Source organism: Salinimicrobium sediminis (assembly GCF_900215295.1).
GTDB lineage: Bacteria > Bacteroidota > Bacteroidia > Flavobacteriales > Flavobacteriaceae > Salinimicrobium > Salinimicrobium sediminis.
On the sequence record NZ_OCMF01000001.1, the window covers coordinates 673,185 to 689,236 of the forward strand.

15 protein-coding genes are annotated in these 16,052 nt (G+C 43.0%); 8 read left to right on the forward strand and 7 right to left on the reverse strand.

Annotation, left to right across the window (positions count from 1 at the left end; genetic code table 11):
- Window positions 1-12 precede the first annotated feature (12 nt).
- Entirely contained in the window at window positions 13-822 is an 810-nt protein-coding gene (locus CRO16_RS03080) for a glycogen/starch synthase (protein ID WP_097054866.1), read from the reverse strand.
- Between the two features lie 106 nt (window positions 823-928).
- On the opposite strand from CRO16_RS03080, the gene panC reads away from it, so the two are divergent.
- Genes panC through CRO16_RS03110 form a run of 6 tightly spaced genes read left to right on the forward strand, consistent with a single transcriptional unit; the run spans window position 929 to window position 6,218 of the window.
- Window positions 929-1,777 carry a pantoate--beta-alanine ligase gene (gene panC / locus CRO16_RS03085; RefSeq protein WP_097054867.1) on the forward strand — a complete coding sequence of 283 codons (849 nt, stop codon included), beginning with the start codon at window positions 929-931 and terminating at the stop codon, window positions 1,775-1,777.
- A gap of 4 nt (window positions 1,778-1,781) precedes the next feature.
- The gene (panD, locus tag CRO16_RS03090; protein ID WP_097054868.1) at window positions 1,782-2,132 is read left to right on the forward strand and encodes an aspartate 1-decarboxylase; all 351 of its coding nucleotides are present in this window, start codon (window positions 1,782-1,784) and stop codon (window positions 2,130-2,132) included.
- Between the two features lie 3 nt (window positions 2,133-2,135).
- The gene (locus CRO16_RS03095; RefSeq protein WP_097054869.1) at window positions 2,136-3,101 is read left to right on the forward strand and encodes a lysylphosphatidylglycerol synthase transmembrane domain-containing protein; all 966 of its coding nucleotides are present in this window, start codon (window positions 2,136-2,138) and stop codon (window positions 3,099-3,101) included.
- A 34-nt stretch (window positions 3,102-3,135) separates the two neighbouring features.
- A complete protein-coding gene (locus CRO16_RS03100; RefSeq protein ID WP_097054870.1) occupies window positions 3,136-4,281 on the forward strand; it encodes an alpha/beta hydrolase in 1,146 nt (381 codons plus the stop codon).
- A 27-nt stretch (window positions 4,282-4,308) separates the two neighbouring features.
- Complete coding sequence (gene radA, locus CRO16_RS03105; protein WP_097054871.1) at window positions 4,309-5,673, forward strand: DNA repair protein RadA; 1,365 nt, start codon at window positions 4,309-4,311, stop codon at window positions 5,671-5,673.
- 17 nt (window positions 5,674-5,690) lie between these two features.
- Window positions 5,691-6,218: a GNAT family N-acetyltransferase gene (locus CRO16_RS03110; RefSeq protein ID WP_097054872.1), complete on the forward strand. Its 528-nt coding sequence runs from the start codon at window positions 5,691-5,693 to the stop codon at window positions 6,216-6,218.
- Between the two features lie 99 nt (window positions 6,219-6,317).
- Here the strand turns inward: CRO16_RS03110 and CRO16_RS03115 are convergent, their stop codons facing one another.
- Window positions 6,318-6,521, reverse strand: coding sequence for a hypothetical protein (locus CRO16_RS03115; protein WP_097054873.1), 204 nt, complete (start codon window positions 6,519-6,521; stop codon window positions 6,318-6,320).
- Window positions 6,522-6,802: 281 nt separating this feature from the next.
- Between CRO16_RS03115 and CRO16_RS03120 the strand changes: the two genes are divergently transcribed.
- Window positions 6,803-7,867 (forward strand): M23 family metallopeptidase, encoded by a 1,065-nt coding sequence (locus tag CRO16_RS03120; protein WP_245858859.1) that lies wholly within the window; start codon window positions 6,803-6,805, stop codon window positions 7,865-7,867.
- 10 nt (window positions 7,868-7,877) lie between these two features.
- Here the strand turns inward: CRO16_RS03120 and CRO16_RS03125 are convergent, their stop codons facing one another.
- From CRO16_RS03125 to CRO16_RS03145, 5 genes are all read right to left on the reverse strand, one after another.
- Window positions 7,878-8,843, reverse strand: coding sequence for an OmpA family protein (locus tag CRO16_RS03125; RefSeq protein ID WP_097054875.1), 966 nt, complete (start codon window positions 8,841-8,843; stop codon window positions 7,878-7,880).
- A 27-nt stretch (window positions 8,844-8,870) separates the two neighbouring features.
- The gene (locus CRO16_RS03130; protein ID WP_097054876.1) at window positions 8,871-9,632 is read right to left on the reverse strand and encodes an exodeoxyribonuclease III; all 762 of its coding nucleotides are present in this window, start codon (window positions 9,630-9,632) and stop codon (window positions 8,871-8,873) included.
- 79 nt (window positions 9,633-9,711) lie between these two features.
- On the reverse strand, window positions 9,712-12,693 hold the full coding sequence (locus CRO16_RS03135; RefSeq protein ID WP_097054877.1) for a GEVED domain-containing protein: 2,982 nt from the start codon (window positions 12,691-12,693) through the stop codon (window positions 9,712-9,714).
- 109 nt (window positions 12,694-12,802) lie between these two features.
- Entirely contained in the window at window positions 12,803-14,341 is a 1,539-nt protein-coding gene (locus CRO16_RS03140; RefSeq protein ID WP_097054878.1) for a glycine--tRNA ligase, read from the reverse strand.
- Window positions 14,342-14,406: 65 nt separating this feature from the next.
- Window positions 14,407-15,288 carry a hypothetical protein gene (locus tag CRO16_RS03145; RefSeq protein WP_097054879.1) on the reverse strand — a complete coding sequence of 294 codons (882 nt, stop codon included), beginning with the start codon at window positions 15,286-15,288 and terminating at the stop codon, window positions 14,407-14,409.
- Window positions 15,289-15,360: 72 nt separating this feature from the next.
- On the opposite strand from CRO16_RS03145, the gene CRO16_RS03150 reads away from it, so the two are divergent.
- Window positions 15,361-16,041: a ComF family protein gene (locus CRO16_RS03150; RefSeq protein WP_097054880.1), complete on the forward strand. Its 681-nt coding sequence runs from the start codon at window positions 15,361-15,363 to the stop codon at window positions 16,039-16,041.
- Window positions 16,042-16,052: the final 11 nt, after the last annotated feature.

Consider the following 16,052-nt stretch of genomic DNA (forward strand, 5'->3'; position numbering starts at 1 on the left):
AGTTATTTCTAATTATGACAGCACCTCTTTTGTGTAGAATTCCTGGTAAGCTGAGGCAAATTCCTCACGGTTCTTATATTCCAACACCGGCTTGGCAAGTTTACTTAAATATTTCTTTAGTTCATCAGGAATATTATCTCCTGCAATTATAGCAGCATCAGAATTATCCACTGCTGTTTTCATAAGATTAACGTAGTTTGGCTTTTTTAAGTGTTTTACCTGTTCACTTTCCAACCCGTCAAATAAAACCTTCTTGTACATGTTGCTATCTAACGTACCATCGAAGTCCTGATTGTACACAGAGGTAACAATTTTAGCTTTATTGAATAAAGGTTCATTCCCGTAATAATTCCTAAGATACAGAGGCAGCATGGAAGAAAGCCAGCCGTTCACGTGAATAATATTAGGAGACCAGTTTAGTTTTTTTACAGTTTCTATCACACCTTTAGCAAAGAAAATAGCTCTTTCATCGTTGTCAGGAAAAAGATTTCCTTCTTCATCTGTTAGAGTGGCTTTCCTTTTAAAATAATCCTCGTTATCAATGAAATACACCTGCATTCTTTCTTTTGGGATCGAGGCCACTTTTATGATAAGCGGCATATCGAGATCATTGATAACAAGATTCATTCCCGAAAGCCTTATCACTTCGTGCAATTGATGCCTACGCTCATTTATATTTCCAAAACGGGGCATAAAAATACGTATTTGACCTCCATGGTTGTTCACCATTCTGGGAGCTTCAAAAGACATAGATGAAATTTCGGTTTCGGGTAAATATGGAATAACTTCAGATGATACGTACAATATCCTCTTATCTTTCATAGGATCACTTTAATGCTGTTGTGAAATAAAAACACGCAAAAATACAAAATTTTATGCAGATTGCCAGTATTATATTAAGTTTGCACGCCGTAAATTTTAGAATAAGATGCAGATTTTAAAGGAGAAGGACGCGCTAAAAAAGCAGATTGCAGCTTTTAAAAAAGACAATCTGAGCATAGGTTTTGTTCCTACCATGGGAGCCCTTCATGCAGGTCATCTTTCTCTTATAAAACAAGCCCTTGCCACCTGTGATAAAGTGGTAGTGAGCATCTTTGTAAATCCTACCCAATTTGATAATCCTGACGATCTGGAGAAATATCCCCGGACTCTTGCACAGGACGTGGAACGAATATCCCAGTTAAGCGGAGAGGTGATCATTTTTTCTCCCCCGGCTTCAGAAATGTATGGAAATACGGTTTCTTCAGAAAAATTTTCCTTTGATGGACTAGAGCATCAGATGGAAGGAAAGTTTCGTACAGGTCATTTTGACGGTGTAGGCACCATTGTAAAAAAGCTGTTCGAGATGGTGGAACCTGACAAAGCTTTCTTTGGGGAAAAAGACTTTCAGCAGTTACAGATCGTAAAGAAAATGGTACAAAAGGAACAACTTAATGTTGAGGTAATTGGCTGCCCGATTGACAGGGAGATCAACGGACTCGCCCGCAGCTCCCGCAATGAAAGGTTAAGCCCCGAAGCACGACAAAATGCAGCCTTTATCTACCAGGTCCTTCAAAAGGTTAAGCAGGAATTTGGCACAAAAAGTGCATTAGAGATAAATAGCTGGGTTTCAGAAGAATTCAAAAAAAACAATGCACTGGAACTGGAATATTTTGAGATCGCCGATGAGGAGACTCTCATGACCATGCAAGAGAAAGAAGATAATCAGAAATACAGGGCATTTATCGCCGCTTATTCCGGCGACATCAGGTTAATAGATAATATAGCTTTAAATTAGCATTATGCAGATCCACGTTGTAAAGTCAAAAATCCATCGCGTCAAAGTCACCGGAGCCGATCTTAATTATATTGGCAGCATTACCATAGATGAAGATCTTATGGAGGCAGCAAATATAATTGAAGGAGAAAAGGTGCAGATCGTGAACAACAATAATGGAGAGCGTCTGGAAACCTATGCTATTCCCGGACCCCGCAACAGTGGCGAGATCACTCTTAATGGTGCCGCTGCCCGTAAGGTCGCAAAGGGAGATATTTTGATCCTCATCACCTATGCCATCATGGATATAGAAGAGGCAAAAAATTTTAAACCCGCATTGGTTTTCCCTAATGAAGAAACCAACCTCCTCAATTAGATCTTGAAGAAAAAGCTATTCAGGTTCACCAAAACTTTCCTTCCCCTTTTGCTGGGAGTTTTTTTGATCTGGTATTCCTTGAGCAGTGCCACTCCTCAAGAAAGGGAAGAACTTTGGAATAACATTAAACTGGCGGAACTTGAGTGGGTAATGCTCAGTGTTTTTTTCGGGATTCTTTCCCATCTTTCCCGGGCCTATCGCTGGAAATACCTTTTGGAACCCCTGGGTTTCCGCCCGCAGTTCGCCAACAGTTTTATGGCAGTGATGGGAGGCTATCTTGCCAATCTTGGCGTTCCCAGATCGGGGGAAGTTCTTAGGGCGGCAACAGTTTCTACCTATGAAGACATTCCGTTCGATAAAGCTTTCGGGACCATAGTTTCTGAAAGAATTGCAGACGTTATTATGCTGCTGCTTATTACCTTATTCGGATTCCTTATCCAAACCGAAAGACTTATTCTTTACTTCAGCGAAAACGAGATCAATCCTTTTATTTCTCTTGGGTTACTCCTGCTCCTTCTTGGCTTCGGAATTGCTTTCCTTAACCTAATTAGAAGATCGAACCATCCGTTTATGGTAAAAATCAGAGATTTTGCCATAGGTCTTTTGGAAGGCATGAGAAGTATCCTGAAGATGAAGCACAAAAAAGGTTTTTTAATACATACTTTTTTCATCTGGATTATGTACCTGCTCATGTTCTATGTGATCAAATATGCTTTGCCCGAAACTGAATCTCTAACAATTGCGGGATTCATGGCGGCCTTTATTGTTGGTTCATTTGCCATTTCTACTACCAATGGAGGTATCGGCGTCTATCCCATTGCCATGGGCGCAGTGCTGTTACTTTTTGGGATCAATCAACAGGCCGGGGAAGCTTTTGGCTGGATCATGTGGGGGTCTCAAACTTTGATGGTGATTATTCTGGGAGGTCTTTCGCTATTATTTTTGCCTCTTTACAATCAAAAGAAATAATTTTTATATTGCTCTAGGAAAAAACCTACTGCATATGAGGAAATTATACTTTCTAACTCTTATTCTTTTTACCTCACCCCTACTTTCTGCACAAACCATTTACAAGACCATAAAATCTTCCAGGATTGGTACAGAAAGGGAATTAAAGATACAGCTCCCGCGGAATTATGAGCAGAATACCGAAAAAACCTATCCGCTTATCATTGTATTGGACGGCGATTACCTGTTCGAACCCATGGCCGGTAATGTTGATTACTATTCCTACTGGGATGAGATCCCCGAAGCCATCGTAGTAGGTGTTAATCAAATCGACAGCCGTGATGAGGACAGTATGTACGATTCGCAGCGTTTCCTTCCGGAAAAAAGAGGCGCCTTATTTTTCGAATTTTTGGGAATGGAACTTTTGAAGTTCATGGACGAAAACTATCGCACCTCGAAATTTGTAGCTATTGCAGGTCATGATATCACTGCTAATTTCCTCAATTATTACCTCTTTAAGGATGATCCGCTCTTTCACGCTTATATCAACTTCAGCCCGGACCTGGCTCCGGAAATGGCTACGAGGCTAACCGAAAAATTTGCGGTTATCGAAAAACCCATATGGTATTACCTGGCTGTTGGCAGCAATGATATCCCAACCCTTCGAAAAGGCATAAACGATCTTGACACGCAACTGGCTTCGGTTACAAGTGATCATCTGAAATATAAATTTGAAGAAATTGATGCTGCCACTCATTACACCATAATAGGCCGGGCGCTACCAAGGGCGCTGGAGCACATTTTTGCGTCTTACAAACCTATCGGTCTCAAGGAATATGATGAGATCGTGATGATGGAAGGCTCGCCCTATGACTACCTTATCGATAAATATGACGTGATCAACAATAACTTCGGAATAAATAAAAAAGTCCGCATCAATGATTATCTGGCTGTAGGCAAAGCCATGGAATTCCTTCAAAAATGGGAAGAGCTGGAGAAGCTGGGGGAACTGGCCAGAAAGGAATATCCTACTTCGGCCCTGGGCACCTATTATCTCGCACGCGCTTATGAGGCAACCGGCCGATCGAAAAAAGCCATGCGCACCTACCAGAGTGCTTACGGGCAGGAAGAAGTTGCTTTTGTCACCGTAGATTTTATGCTTCAAAAAGCCGAATTAATTAAAGAAGATTTCGGTTATTAGCTGTTCATTTCTGAAGCTTTTATCTGAATGGCTAAATTAAAAACAACTTTTTATTGTCAGAACTGTGGCGCCCAGCACAGCAAATGGCAGGGGCAATGCAATTCATGCAAGGAATGGAACACCCTCGCTGAAGAAGTTCTCGAAAAAGCGGAAAAAACCACCTGGAAATCTCCGGCCTCTGCTGCTGTCAAAAAGGTTGCTAAGCCATTGCGCATTTCAGAGATCGAAGTGTCTAAAGAAGAGCGTCTTAATACAAATAATGCTGAACTGGACCGGGTCCTTGGCGGTGGAATTGTGCCCGGCTCTTTGACCCTGCTTGGCGGGGAACCCGGGATTGGAAAAAGCACCCTACTCCTGCAGATCTCTCTTAACCTGAAGTTTAAAACCCTTTATGTTTCCGGAGAGGAAAGTCAGCAGCAAATCAAGATGCGGGCACAAAGGATCAACCCCGACTCCAACAACTGTTATATCCTCACCGAAACCAAGACCCAGAACATCTTTAGCCAGATCGAAAAACTGGAGCCGGAAATTGTCATTATTGATTCTATCCAAACGCTGCACAGCGACTACATAGAAAGCGGCCCCGGAAGCATTTCACAAATAAGGGAATGTACTGCCGAACTTATAAAATACGCCAAAGAAACCGCCACTCCTGTGATCCTCATTGGTCATATTACAAAAGAAGGAAGTATTGCCGGGCCTAAGGTGCTCGAACATATGGTTGATACTGTGCTGCAGTTTGAGGGAGACCGCAACCACGTGTACCGTATCCTTAGAGCTCACAAGAACAGGTTTGGATCTACCAATGAACTCGGAATTTACGAGATGCTTGGCAATGGCCTGAGGGAAGTAAGCAACCCTTCTGAAATTCTTATTTCCAAGAATGAGGAAGACCTCAGCGGAACTGCTATTGCGGCTACCCTGGAAGGAATGCGCCCGCTAATGATCGAGATTCAGGCGCTGGTGAGTTCAGCAGTTTATGGTACGCCTCAGCGATCGGCTACAGGTTATAATGCAAAGCGACTGAATATGCTGCTGGCTGTCCTTGAAAAACGTGCCGGCTTCAGGCTTGGTGCGAAAGATGTCTTCCTGAATATCACCGGCGGAATTTCGGTCGATGATCCTGCTTTGGACCTTGCGGTAGTTGCGGCTATCTTGTCTTCGAATGAAGACATTGCGGTTCCAAAGGATATTTGTTTCGCTGCAGAAGTTGGTTTGGCAGGGGAAGTGCGCCCGGTAACACGCATAGAGCAACGGATCCAGGAAGCCGAGAAATTAGGATTCAGCAGCATCCTGGTTTCTGCACAAAGCAAGATCCCCAAGAACAACTTTGTCATTAAGATTCAAAAAGTTGCCAAGGTCGAGGATGTGGTGAGCTACCTGTTTGGATGAAATAAATTTGAAAAAAAATGTCTTCTCAAAATGTAATTTTCACAAAACTTTCTCCAGGCGATTTACAGGAGTTGACTGAAATTAGCAGAAGAACTTTTAATGAATCTTTTGGAGCAGACAATAATCCAAAGGATCTCGCGCTCTACCTGGATTCTGTGATGGGAGAAGAAAACTTACAAAGAGAACTTTCAAATCCTTTGTCAGAATTCTATTTTACAAAACTGGAAGGAAAAACAGTTGGTTACTTCAAGATCAATTTAGGAGATGCACAGACCGATTTGAGGGAAGAAGATGCCATGGAACTCGAGAGGCTTTATGTTTCTCCAAATTTTCAAAATAGAAAGATTGGCCAAAAAATGCTTGATACCGTTATAGAAATGGCCATACAACGCAAGATGCGATATTTATGGCTGGGGGTTTGGGAAAAGAATATCCGGGCTATGGAGTTTTATAAAAGAAATCATTTCGAATTTAGCGGCACCCATCCTTACATGGTGGGAAATGACCTGCAAACGGATATAATCATGAAACTTTTCCTGCAGTAGAAATCACCGTTCCTGTAGACCTCCGTTCCAGTTTAATTTCCCGGGGTACTTAAAAACGAAAAAGCCGCTCCTTTTTGAAGCGGCTTTTAGTGCATTTAATTACTGCCTGTGTTCTGCAGCAACTTCATCTGTATCTTTTCGATATTTAAGCATGGAGATTCCGGCGATAAAAAATACAAAGCCGAGAATGGCTAATGCCCATGGGCTAAACATTAAGGCAACACTGCCAAAAATGCCAAGCACACCCATAATTAGTGCAATTGCGCCTCCAATTAACATGATAACTGCTAACATCTTGATCATAACTTCAAGTTTTGGTTATTGAATAAAATTATTAATAAGCCAGTAGCAGCAATTATTTTTAACATTATTTAAAGTGAATTTTCAGTAAAAGGAGTGAAATTTTATCATTTCAAAATCTGATCCCCCTTATTTCTTTTAAAAAACTCCTTTTGCTGCAAAAGCTCTTGAAGGTTTGTTGGCACAGTTTCTGCCCATAATCAGGGGTGAACAAGAAAAAACCAATTTTCCACCTTTTTATTTTCATCCTTCTGGCTCTCATTTTTGCAACTTCCTGCTCTAAAATGACCAAAGTAAAAGATGTTTTTACTAATCCAACAGCCCGCGAAAAATACGTACGGGACCTTAAGCAGGACCCCATAGCCCTGGCGCAATGGAAAGAAGCATTTGACAATGCCCTTTTTGACAGTATAGCTATTGCTTTACCATATGCCGAGGCAGGTAAATTCTCTCCGGCCTACCGGGAGGTCTATTCCTATAACTTCTCACTAAACCCGGGAGAGCGGCTTCAGGTGGAAGTAGATGCCGATTCTCTAAATACTCTTGTTTTCCTGGATCTTTTCCGGCAGGAAGTAGATTCTGCAACTACTTATAAACATTTAACGGCGGCTGAATTTAACTCCAAACATCTGCGGCAGGAAATAGATGAACCTGGCATATATAAACTGCTTATTCAGCCTGAAATCTCTGCCAATTCCCCTTTCAGAATTAATATTTACAAAGAAGCAGTATATATGTTTCCTGTTGCGGGACGAGGAAATTCAGCAGTACAAAGTTTGTGGGGTGCGACCCGTGATGGCGGCAGGAGAAGTCATGAAGGAATTGACATTTTTGCCCCCAAAGGGACTCCCGTTATTGCTGCGACCAGTGGCCGCGTATCCAGAACCGGAAATCGTGGCCTGGGAGGAAAACAGGTGTGGTTGCGGGATGGCAAACGTGGAACCTCACTTTATTACGCCCATCTTGACAGCATTATTGCATCTCCGGGACAGCGGGTTTCACCCGGCGACACCCTGGGACTGGTAGGAAATACCGGAAACGCCCGCACCACTCCGCCACACCTTCACTTCGGAATTTATAAAGGATATCGCGGAGCCCAAAATCCGTTGCCTTACGTATACAGAACTCCTTCTCCTGAAGGGATAGCTCCTCCGGAAACTGCCTCAGATTATCTTTTGACAACCGGCACAGCCAATCTTAGAAAAGGTCCTTCCACAAAGGCTGAAATTGCTTCCCGAATTGAGGCGCAGGATACCTTGAACTATCTTGGAGAAACTACAGATTGGTACCACACCCGGCTCGGGAACGAAAACTTCTTCATTCACAAGAGCCTGGCGCGGCCTTTATAAAAATCTTCTTTTATTCTATTTCCTGAAGCAGTTTATTGATCTCATCCAGTTTTGGAGTAAGGATAACCTCGATCCTACGGTTTTTCGCCTTTCCCTCTGCTGTTTCGTTAGAAGCAACCGGTGCATGTTCTCCCCGGCCGGCAGCAGTAAGGTTCTGCGGATCAATATTAGCACTTGCCTGAAGCAACTGTACTATCGCAGTAGCTCTTTTCGTAGAAAGATCCCAGTTGTCGTTAAGCTGTCCGCTGCCGTTGTATGGCACATTATCTGTATGACCTTCAATAAGCACGGCGATATCAGGATTTTGAGCTAAGACCGTAGCCAGTTGCTGCACAGCCTTTTTACCTTCAGCTCCAACAGCCCAGCTTCCGGAGCTGAATAACAGTTTATTTTCCATGGAGACATAGACTTTGCCATCCCTTTGCTCCACGGTTAAACCTTTACCTTCAAAATTTACTAGAGCCTTAGAAATGGCATTTTTGAGAGCATTCATTTTTGCATCTTTTGCAGCGATCACACTTTCGAGCTCATCTACTCTTTTTGAACGGGCAGCCAGATCCTTTTCCAGTTTCTCAAGACGGGCTTTTTCAGCAGCAAGAGCTTTTTCTTTAGCATCGAGTTCTGCTAATAGTTCCCTATTCCTTTTTGAATTTTCAGCAAGGGCCGAAGAACTGTTAGCTTCGAGAGCATCATAGGATGACTTTAGCTTCTCATAGCTTTGGCTTGTAGCGTTATATTCCTGCTGAAGACGATCTCTTTCAGCCTTTGTTTTTTCGTATTCGGTTTGAAGGGCCGCAAGATCGGCTTCATTCTGTTGGTTTTTGGCTTGCAGGTCTCCGTAATTAGCCGATAACTCCCGGTTCTCCTCCTGAAGTTGTGCATGACGATCTTCCAGATCCTTATAGACCTTAGCGCTAACGCAGGAAGAAAGAAATACAGAACTCCCGATGACGGCCAAAATAAAATGCTTTTTCATAAATGAAAGGATGTTTATAATGTGGAACTATTCAATTTCTATAAAAACGGGGCAATGGTCACTATGTTGTGCATCGGGCAAGATCACGGCCCGTTTCACCCTCTCTCGTAAAGGTTCACTCACCAGGTGATAATCGATCCTCCAGCCTTTATTATTTCCGCGGGCACCGGCACGATAGCTCCACCAGGAATAATGTCCGGGATCAGTATTAAATTCCCGGAAGGAATCCACGAATCCGCTTTTCATGAAATTGCCGAGCCATTCCCGCTCTACCGGGAGGAATCCTGAAGTATTCTTAAGCCTTACAGGATCATGAATATCTATCTCCTCATGGCATATATTATAATCCCCGCAAATAATAAGATTTGGAAGCTCCTGTTTAAGCTCATCAACGTAAGTCTGAAAATCGGCCATGTACTGCAGCTTATGATCGAGTCTCTTGATGTTGGTTCCCGACGGCAGATACATGCTCATCACTGAAAAATCTTCGAAATCTGCACGAATGTTTCGGCCCTCAAAATCCATATAATCTATACCGGTTCCAAAGATCACATTTTTAGGCTCAATCTTACTAAGAATGGCGACGCCGCTATATCCTTTTTTTACTGCCGGAAACCAGGAATTGAATTTATACCCCAAATTCTCAAAAGGTTCCTGGTCAAATTGTTCGGGAGTTGCTTTGATCTCCTGCAGGCAAACAACATCGGCATTTGTGCTGTCAAGCCATTCGATAAATCCTTTTTTAATTGCTGCTCTTATTCCGTTGACGTTGTAAGAGATGATCTTCATTCCTTCTAATTTTAATGCTGCCCAAAAATAGCATTTTTGGTCCTGCTTTTAGAAGGAATGAAATAGGATTTATCCCGGATTAATGAACAATAATTCGTGCTACCCTACCTTCATCGCGGGTTCCGATTCGCACCAGGTAAACTCCGGTAGCAACATGAGACATATCCAGGGTATAGGTATAGCTGTTAAAATTTTTCCTGATTAGATTCTCCACCAGCTTTTGCCCCAGCATATCATGTACGGTTAGCCAAAGCGGACTCTGAAAAGCAGTTTCGAAAGTGATCTCGTAAATATCTTCTTCTGAAGAAGTGATGATCAATTCCCCCTGTTGAAGTTCAGACTCCTCCACACCATCAACAATGATGACTGTATAATCGTTGGTAGTTCCATATTCCATCACATCACAGGGATCATTAAGATCGCCGGCATAACTTACATCGCCTGCCCGGGCACGCAGTAAATGTTCACCAAGAGGCGCATCTTCCGGAATTTCAAATTCAAAGGCCGTTGTGACACTGGAGGAACTAAATGTTCCAGAGGTCACAAGCCTTTCTGAATCTTCGAAAACTGCGTTATCGTTGAAATCTATCCACATAGAAAATTCATTGCTGGTAGGCGCCTGCACTCCAACTCTATGGCTTTCAAGTTGCCTGTCAAGCCGGGTGGAAAATCCAATGAAGTTTAAATATCCATTAGTACAGTAGATATTCTCATTCACGATCTCCTCAAGGTAAAAGCTATTGATTCCGTCGTTAAAGGCACAGGATGAACCTTCAGGAATGCAATCAAGGTGTGCAATGAAGGTTTCGGTTTCATCATTCTCGGGATTTGAATCATCCTCAAGAAAAGTAGCTGCTGTGATCTGGTAACCTTGCTGCGTAGAAAAATCGGTCGTCCTGGAAAAAGTAAAGGCTTCAATTTCATCTACCTCCAGAGTACCCGAAAAAACCTCTCTCACCCATTCTTCCTGATTAAGCATATACCCTACCTCAAAGCCTGACTGCGGCTCCCCACCAAAATTTTCAAGGGCAACCACAATATTTTCCTGCCCCAGGGAGGTTGAGGACATTGGGTGAAGTATTTCTGTCACCCCAATGTCCCGAGGCGGCAGGTTGGTCACTTCTACGGAATGCAGATCATTTGAAGGTTCTAAATCTCCCTCCAGATCTGTTGCCGCAGAAATTTCATAAGTCTCTCCTTCCTGAGAAAGATCAACAGTTTCAGAAAAAGTAAATTCCACCTGAGCTGTAGACGGGATAGAGCCTGTAAAGACCTCAGTAACTCTGGGACCATTGCCGACCTGATACCATACTTCAAAATTGGATTGAGATTCACTTCCAAAATTTCGGACAGCAACAGTGATCTCTTCTTCCTCTCCTAACGTAGATGATTTAGGACTTACTATCGCTGCCACTCCCACATCTATAGAGAACTTAGGTGCTATTTTGAAAACTCCTACCCTGTTGAGACGGGAACCAGGACGAAAATACTCTCCGTTGAACCAGAAGGTTTCGTTGTCTACGGGGTCAATACTTGTATGGCTATAGTCTCCATACCTTGAACTATTGTCGGGAACTGTGCTTTCAACGATAGTCTCCTCCTCAAAAGTCATAATTCCCAAAGGGTCATTTGCATAACGTCCTGTATACCTCAAAGTAGGCAGGAGCAGGTCTTCAAAATTGTCATTCATGACTGTAAAACCTAATCCAATATTCCCGTGTTTGTCGATGCCAATACTTCCACACCATCTGTGATCTGTATCGGGTGCATAAGTTCCTTCCTGGTAAACACTCCAGGGACCTCCTGCAGGTGCCTGTCGCAACTCATACCAGCGAATTCCAGCGTGTTCTACTTGTGAAGGATCTACATCAACCACAAAGTTGAATACAACAGAATTATGTGTTTCAAACCTTCTGTAAGAGGTGGGCCACATTACTGCTCCCTGTAAGGCATCAACATCTGGTGCACTTCCTACCTGCGAAAGATTCATTACGCTTCCGCCGTCAAAAGTGCTATGAAAAGGGGTGACTCCCTGTGATGGATCCAGCTCCTGGGATTCGGTGATCACCGAATTCTGAGGATTATTCCAGTCAACATTCAGCAGCCATATTTTAAGATGATCCACATTTATTCCTGCCCAGGCATCATCCTGAAAATAAATTATTGGCATATTCCCCGGGGGCGGCATTTGATCTCCCACAGCATTTAGTGCCGCCGGACTATAAAAACCATTTATCCTTATCCCCGGAAGCGGAAATCCCAGATGCCTGGCCTCGGCTCCCTGTAACATCTTGTCTCGTTCCAACACGAAGACGACTTCTTCTACAGCGTCATCTTCGGGATCCTGATTTGTTGTCACATAGTATCCGTCGCTCCACACAAAGAATTTAGGATAATCGGGAAAAGTTCCGGTAGGAAATCTATAAGTATACCAGCCGTCATTAACAGGGTCCGGACCTTTAGAAATAGCCACCAGCAAGGCGTTAGTGGGATCAATTTTACTGGGACAACCACGGCCGGGTTCATAAGGGCAACCGGCAAATTGCGTAATTAAAAACCTGTCGGCGAATTGATCATAAATAACAATAGGATCTCCCCTTCTTTCTCCCACAAATTCTCCTCCCAGGGATTCGAGATCTGTATGCGGCAGTAAAAGATTTCCCTGTTTATCATGAACGGCAAAGCCCGCATTCCAGGCATTCACATAATGGTTAGGCCCCACAGCCCCGGTAGGATCTGTAGGTACGCGTGAGACATTTGTCACATCAAAGGATAGTTCCAGCGCCTTGCCCGGTATTTCTCCCATTTTCTGCTGCCATGCAGCATCCATGGTCTTTGGATATCCTTTCCCCGGCACCACTTTATTGGAAGTCCGCATTTTAGGATTTACTTCCTTGGGAGAAGTAGTCGCGGGAATTAAATCTTTTGAAGATAATGGTGCAGTTTGTATAGGTTTCGCTACTCCCTGTAAGATGGGACCGGCCTTTTCAGGATCGGTCTGACCATAAAGTCCTATGCTGAAGATCAACAAAAAAACAGGGAGCAAGTAATATTTTACCATGTAGGGAAAATTTAATCTATAAATTTAAGGATTTACAAAGAGTGGAAACAAAAAAAAGAACAATTCAAATAGAATTGCTCTTTTTTAACTCAATTTAAACAGAAAAAAGCTACTTCTTCATCCAGTGCTTAAAATCTGTTTCTTCAGAAATAACTTTAGAAAGTTCAGAAACCGGAACACGTTTTTGTTCCATGGTGTCGCGATATCTTACTGTAACCGTACGGTCTTCCAAAGAGTCATGATCTACGGTAATACACAAGGGTGTTCCCGCTGCATCCTGTCGACGATACCTGCGGCCAATGGCATCCTTTTCATCATACTGTACATTGAAATCCCATTTAAGCTCTTCAATAATCTCCTGAGCAAGCTCCGGAAGTCCATCCTTCTTCACTAACGGTAGCACAGCTGCCTTATAAGGAGCAAGAATAGCAGGTAATTTTAATACAGTTCTGCTGCTTCCATCCTCCAGCTCTTCTTCTTTTAAAGAGGCCGAAAGTACTGCAAGGAACATCCTGTCCAGTCCTATTGAAGTTTCTATTACGTAAGGCACGTAATTTTCCTGCAGTTCTGGATCATAGAACCTCAGCTTCCTTCCTGAATGTTCTTCATGGGCTTTTAGATCAAAATCTGTCCTGGAGTGAATACCTTCCAGTTCTTTAAATCCGAAAGGAAAATTGAACTCGATATCGGTCGCAGCATTTGCATAATGTGCGAGTTTTTCGTGATCATGGAAACGGTAATTCTCTTCACCCAATCCCAGCGAAAAATGCCATTTTTGACGCACCTCTTTCCAGTGCTCATACCACTTCAACTCTTCCCCGGGACGAACAAAATATTGCATTTCCATTTGCTCAAATTCCCGCATCCTGAAAATGAATTGTCGCGCCACAATTTCATTCCTGAAGGCTTTTCCTGTCTGCGCAATCCCAAAAGGAATTTTCATCCTTCCGGTTTTTTGCACGTTTGAAAAATTGACAAAGATCCCCTGTGCTGTTTCGGGCCTTAAATAGAGATTGGAGGCTGTTTCTGAAGACGCTCCCAATTTAGTCCCGAACATGAGGTTGAACTGGCGGACATCGGTCCAGTTTTTTGAACCGGTTTCAGGATCGGCGATCCCTAATTCCTCGATCAGGGCTTTTACATCCTTAAGATCTTCATTGGTAAGCGAGCGACCCAGCCGCTCAAGGATCTCTTTTCTTTCAGAAAGATAACGTTGTACCCGGTCATTGGTATTGACGAACTGCTCCTCGTCAAAAGCTTCTCCAAAACGCTTACGCGCTTTTTCGATCTCCTTTTGCGCTTTTTGCAGGATCTTTTCAGCATGATCTTCTACCAGAACATCTGCCCGATAACGCTTTTTTGAGTCCTTATTATCGATAAGGGGGTCATTAAAGGCATCTACGTGCCCTGAAGCTTTCCAGGTTGTTGGATGCATGAGGATCGCAGCGTCAATACCTACGATTTCCTGGTGCAGCTGCACCATGCTCTTCCACCAGTATTCCCTTATGTTTTTTTTGAGTTCTGCCCCGTTTTGCCCGTAGTCATAAACAGCACTTAAGCCGTCATAGATCTCGGAGGAAGCAAAGATGTACCCATACTCTTTGGCATGGGAAATAACATTTTTAAAAAGATCTTCTTGTTTTGCCATAGCGCAAAAATAAAAAAACCGCCCCGATTCAAGCCAGGGCGGTTGTAATAATTCAGAATTTAAATTTATCTAAGGCTAAAGCTGGTAGCACCAATCAAATTAGTACCCTCATATACCATCACTTTATAATTTCCTTCTATAAGTTTTTCGGAATTTGTGTTCGCCAGGATACACACATCCAGCTCTTCATTTTCGTAAAAAACCTGAGTGGAAGCACTATATACCATCACCCCACCGTCGTGCTGTACTGCTATTTGGTCCCCTACAAGTTCATTGTTAGGATTATACACCTGAACATAAAGATCTTTATCCCCGGCTTCGGCAAGCGCGTTTGGTGTTAATGAGAAGCAGGTTCTAATCTTGTCTACCCGTCGGGTACGATCATTTTCTACCAGTCGGCCACTGTTTCTTTCAATGACGCCTTCTCCCCTAAGGTTGCTGACTTTCAACTGAGCAGCGCGGTCGATCTTTGCGCCCATAGTTCGGGTTTGGGATTGCAGAGAATCAGAGATCCTGGTTCTTTCAAGAAGCACGTTGTTAGTACTGTCAATCTCTGTAATCAATCTTTGATTTTGATTGCTCAGACTGTCTACCACTCTGAATAATTGCTCTTTTTCGGCTTTTAGATTGTTCACCTCTTTCCTGTAACGGGCAATTACAGCCAGATTGGCTTCCATGTCCTGCACAGAATCCCGAAGCACTACGATTCTTTCGCGGGCAGCTACCAGGTCACGGTCCAGGCCTTCATTTTCGGCAATGGCCTCATCATATTTGACAATGAGGTCATTTAACTCTCCTTCTATTACAGCTTTTTCCTGCTGTAGCAGTTCTTTATTTTCCTTTTCCTCGTTATAAAATTTAATAGTATAAATACCTAATGCAACCAAAGCTACTGCCAGAACCCCGGTAAGGATCTTTAAGGCATTGTTACTTTTCTGGTCTGTCATAATAAAGGGTTTTTAACGGTTTACTTTGTAAATTTAGGAGTTTTAATCAGCCCACAACTAATTTGTTAACAAATGTTTCACGATTTCCTCGACTTGTTGTATCCAAGAATGTGTTACGGCTGCGAAAAGGCATTGACCAGCAACGAAAAAATCCTTTGCACCAATTGTTTACACGGATTGCCACTTGCAGATCATCATCTACAGACGGACAATCCTGTGGAAAAGATCTTCTACGGAAGAATTCCTGTTGAAAATGCCACTTCCCTCCTGCTTTTTGAGAAAAAAGGGGTGACACAAAAGCTCATCCATAACCTGAAATATCGCGGACACCAGGAAATAGGGAATTTCCTTGGCACCTGGCTGGGAGCTGAATTAAAAGAGTTGCCGGCATGGAAAGAGATCACAATGGTCATCCCTGTTCCCCTTCACAAGCAGAAACTTAAAAAAAGAGGATTCAACCAGGTGGCGCAATTTGGAATGGAAATAGCTAAAGCTCTGGAGATTCCTTATCGGGATGACGTGCTGCTAAAAATTTCGGCTTCACAAACGCAAACCCTAAAAAAAAGATTTGCCCGCTGGGGAACTTTTGAAGAAACCTTTATCCTGCAAAATGAAAAAGCCTTAAAGGACGCTCATGTGCTTTTGGTTGATGATCTCGTCACTACAGGTGCCACCCTGGAAGCCTGTGCACATAAAATTTTGACAGTGCCGGGAATAAAAATCAGCGTTGCCACAATGGCTGTAACCCATTAGCAGCTTCGGGA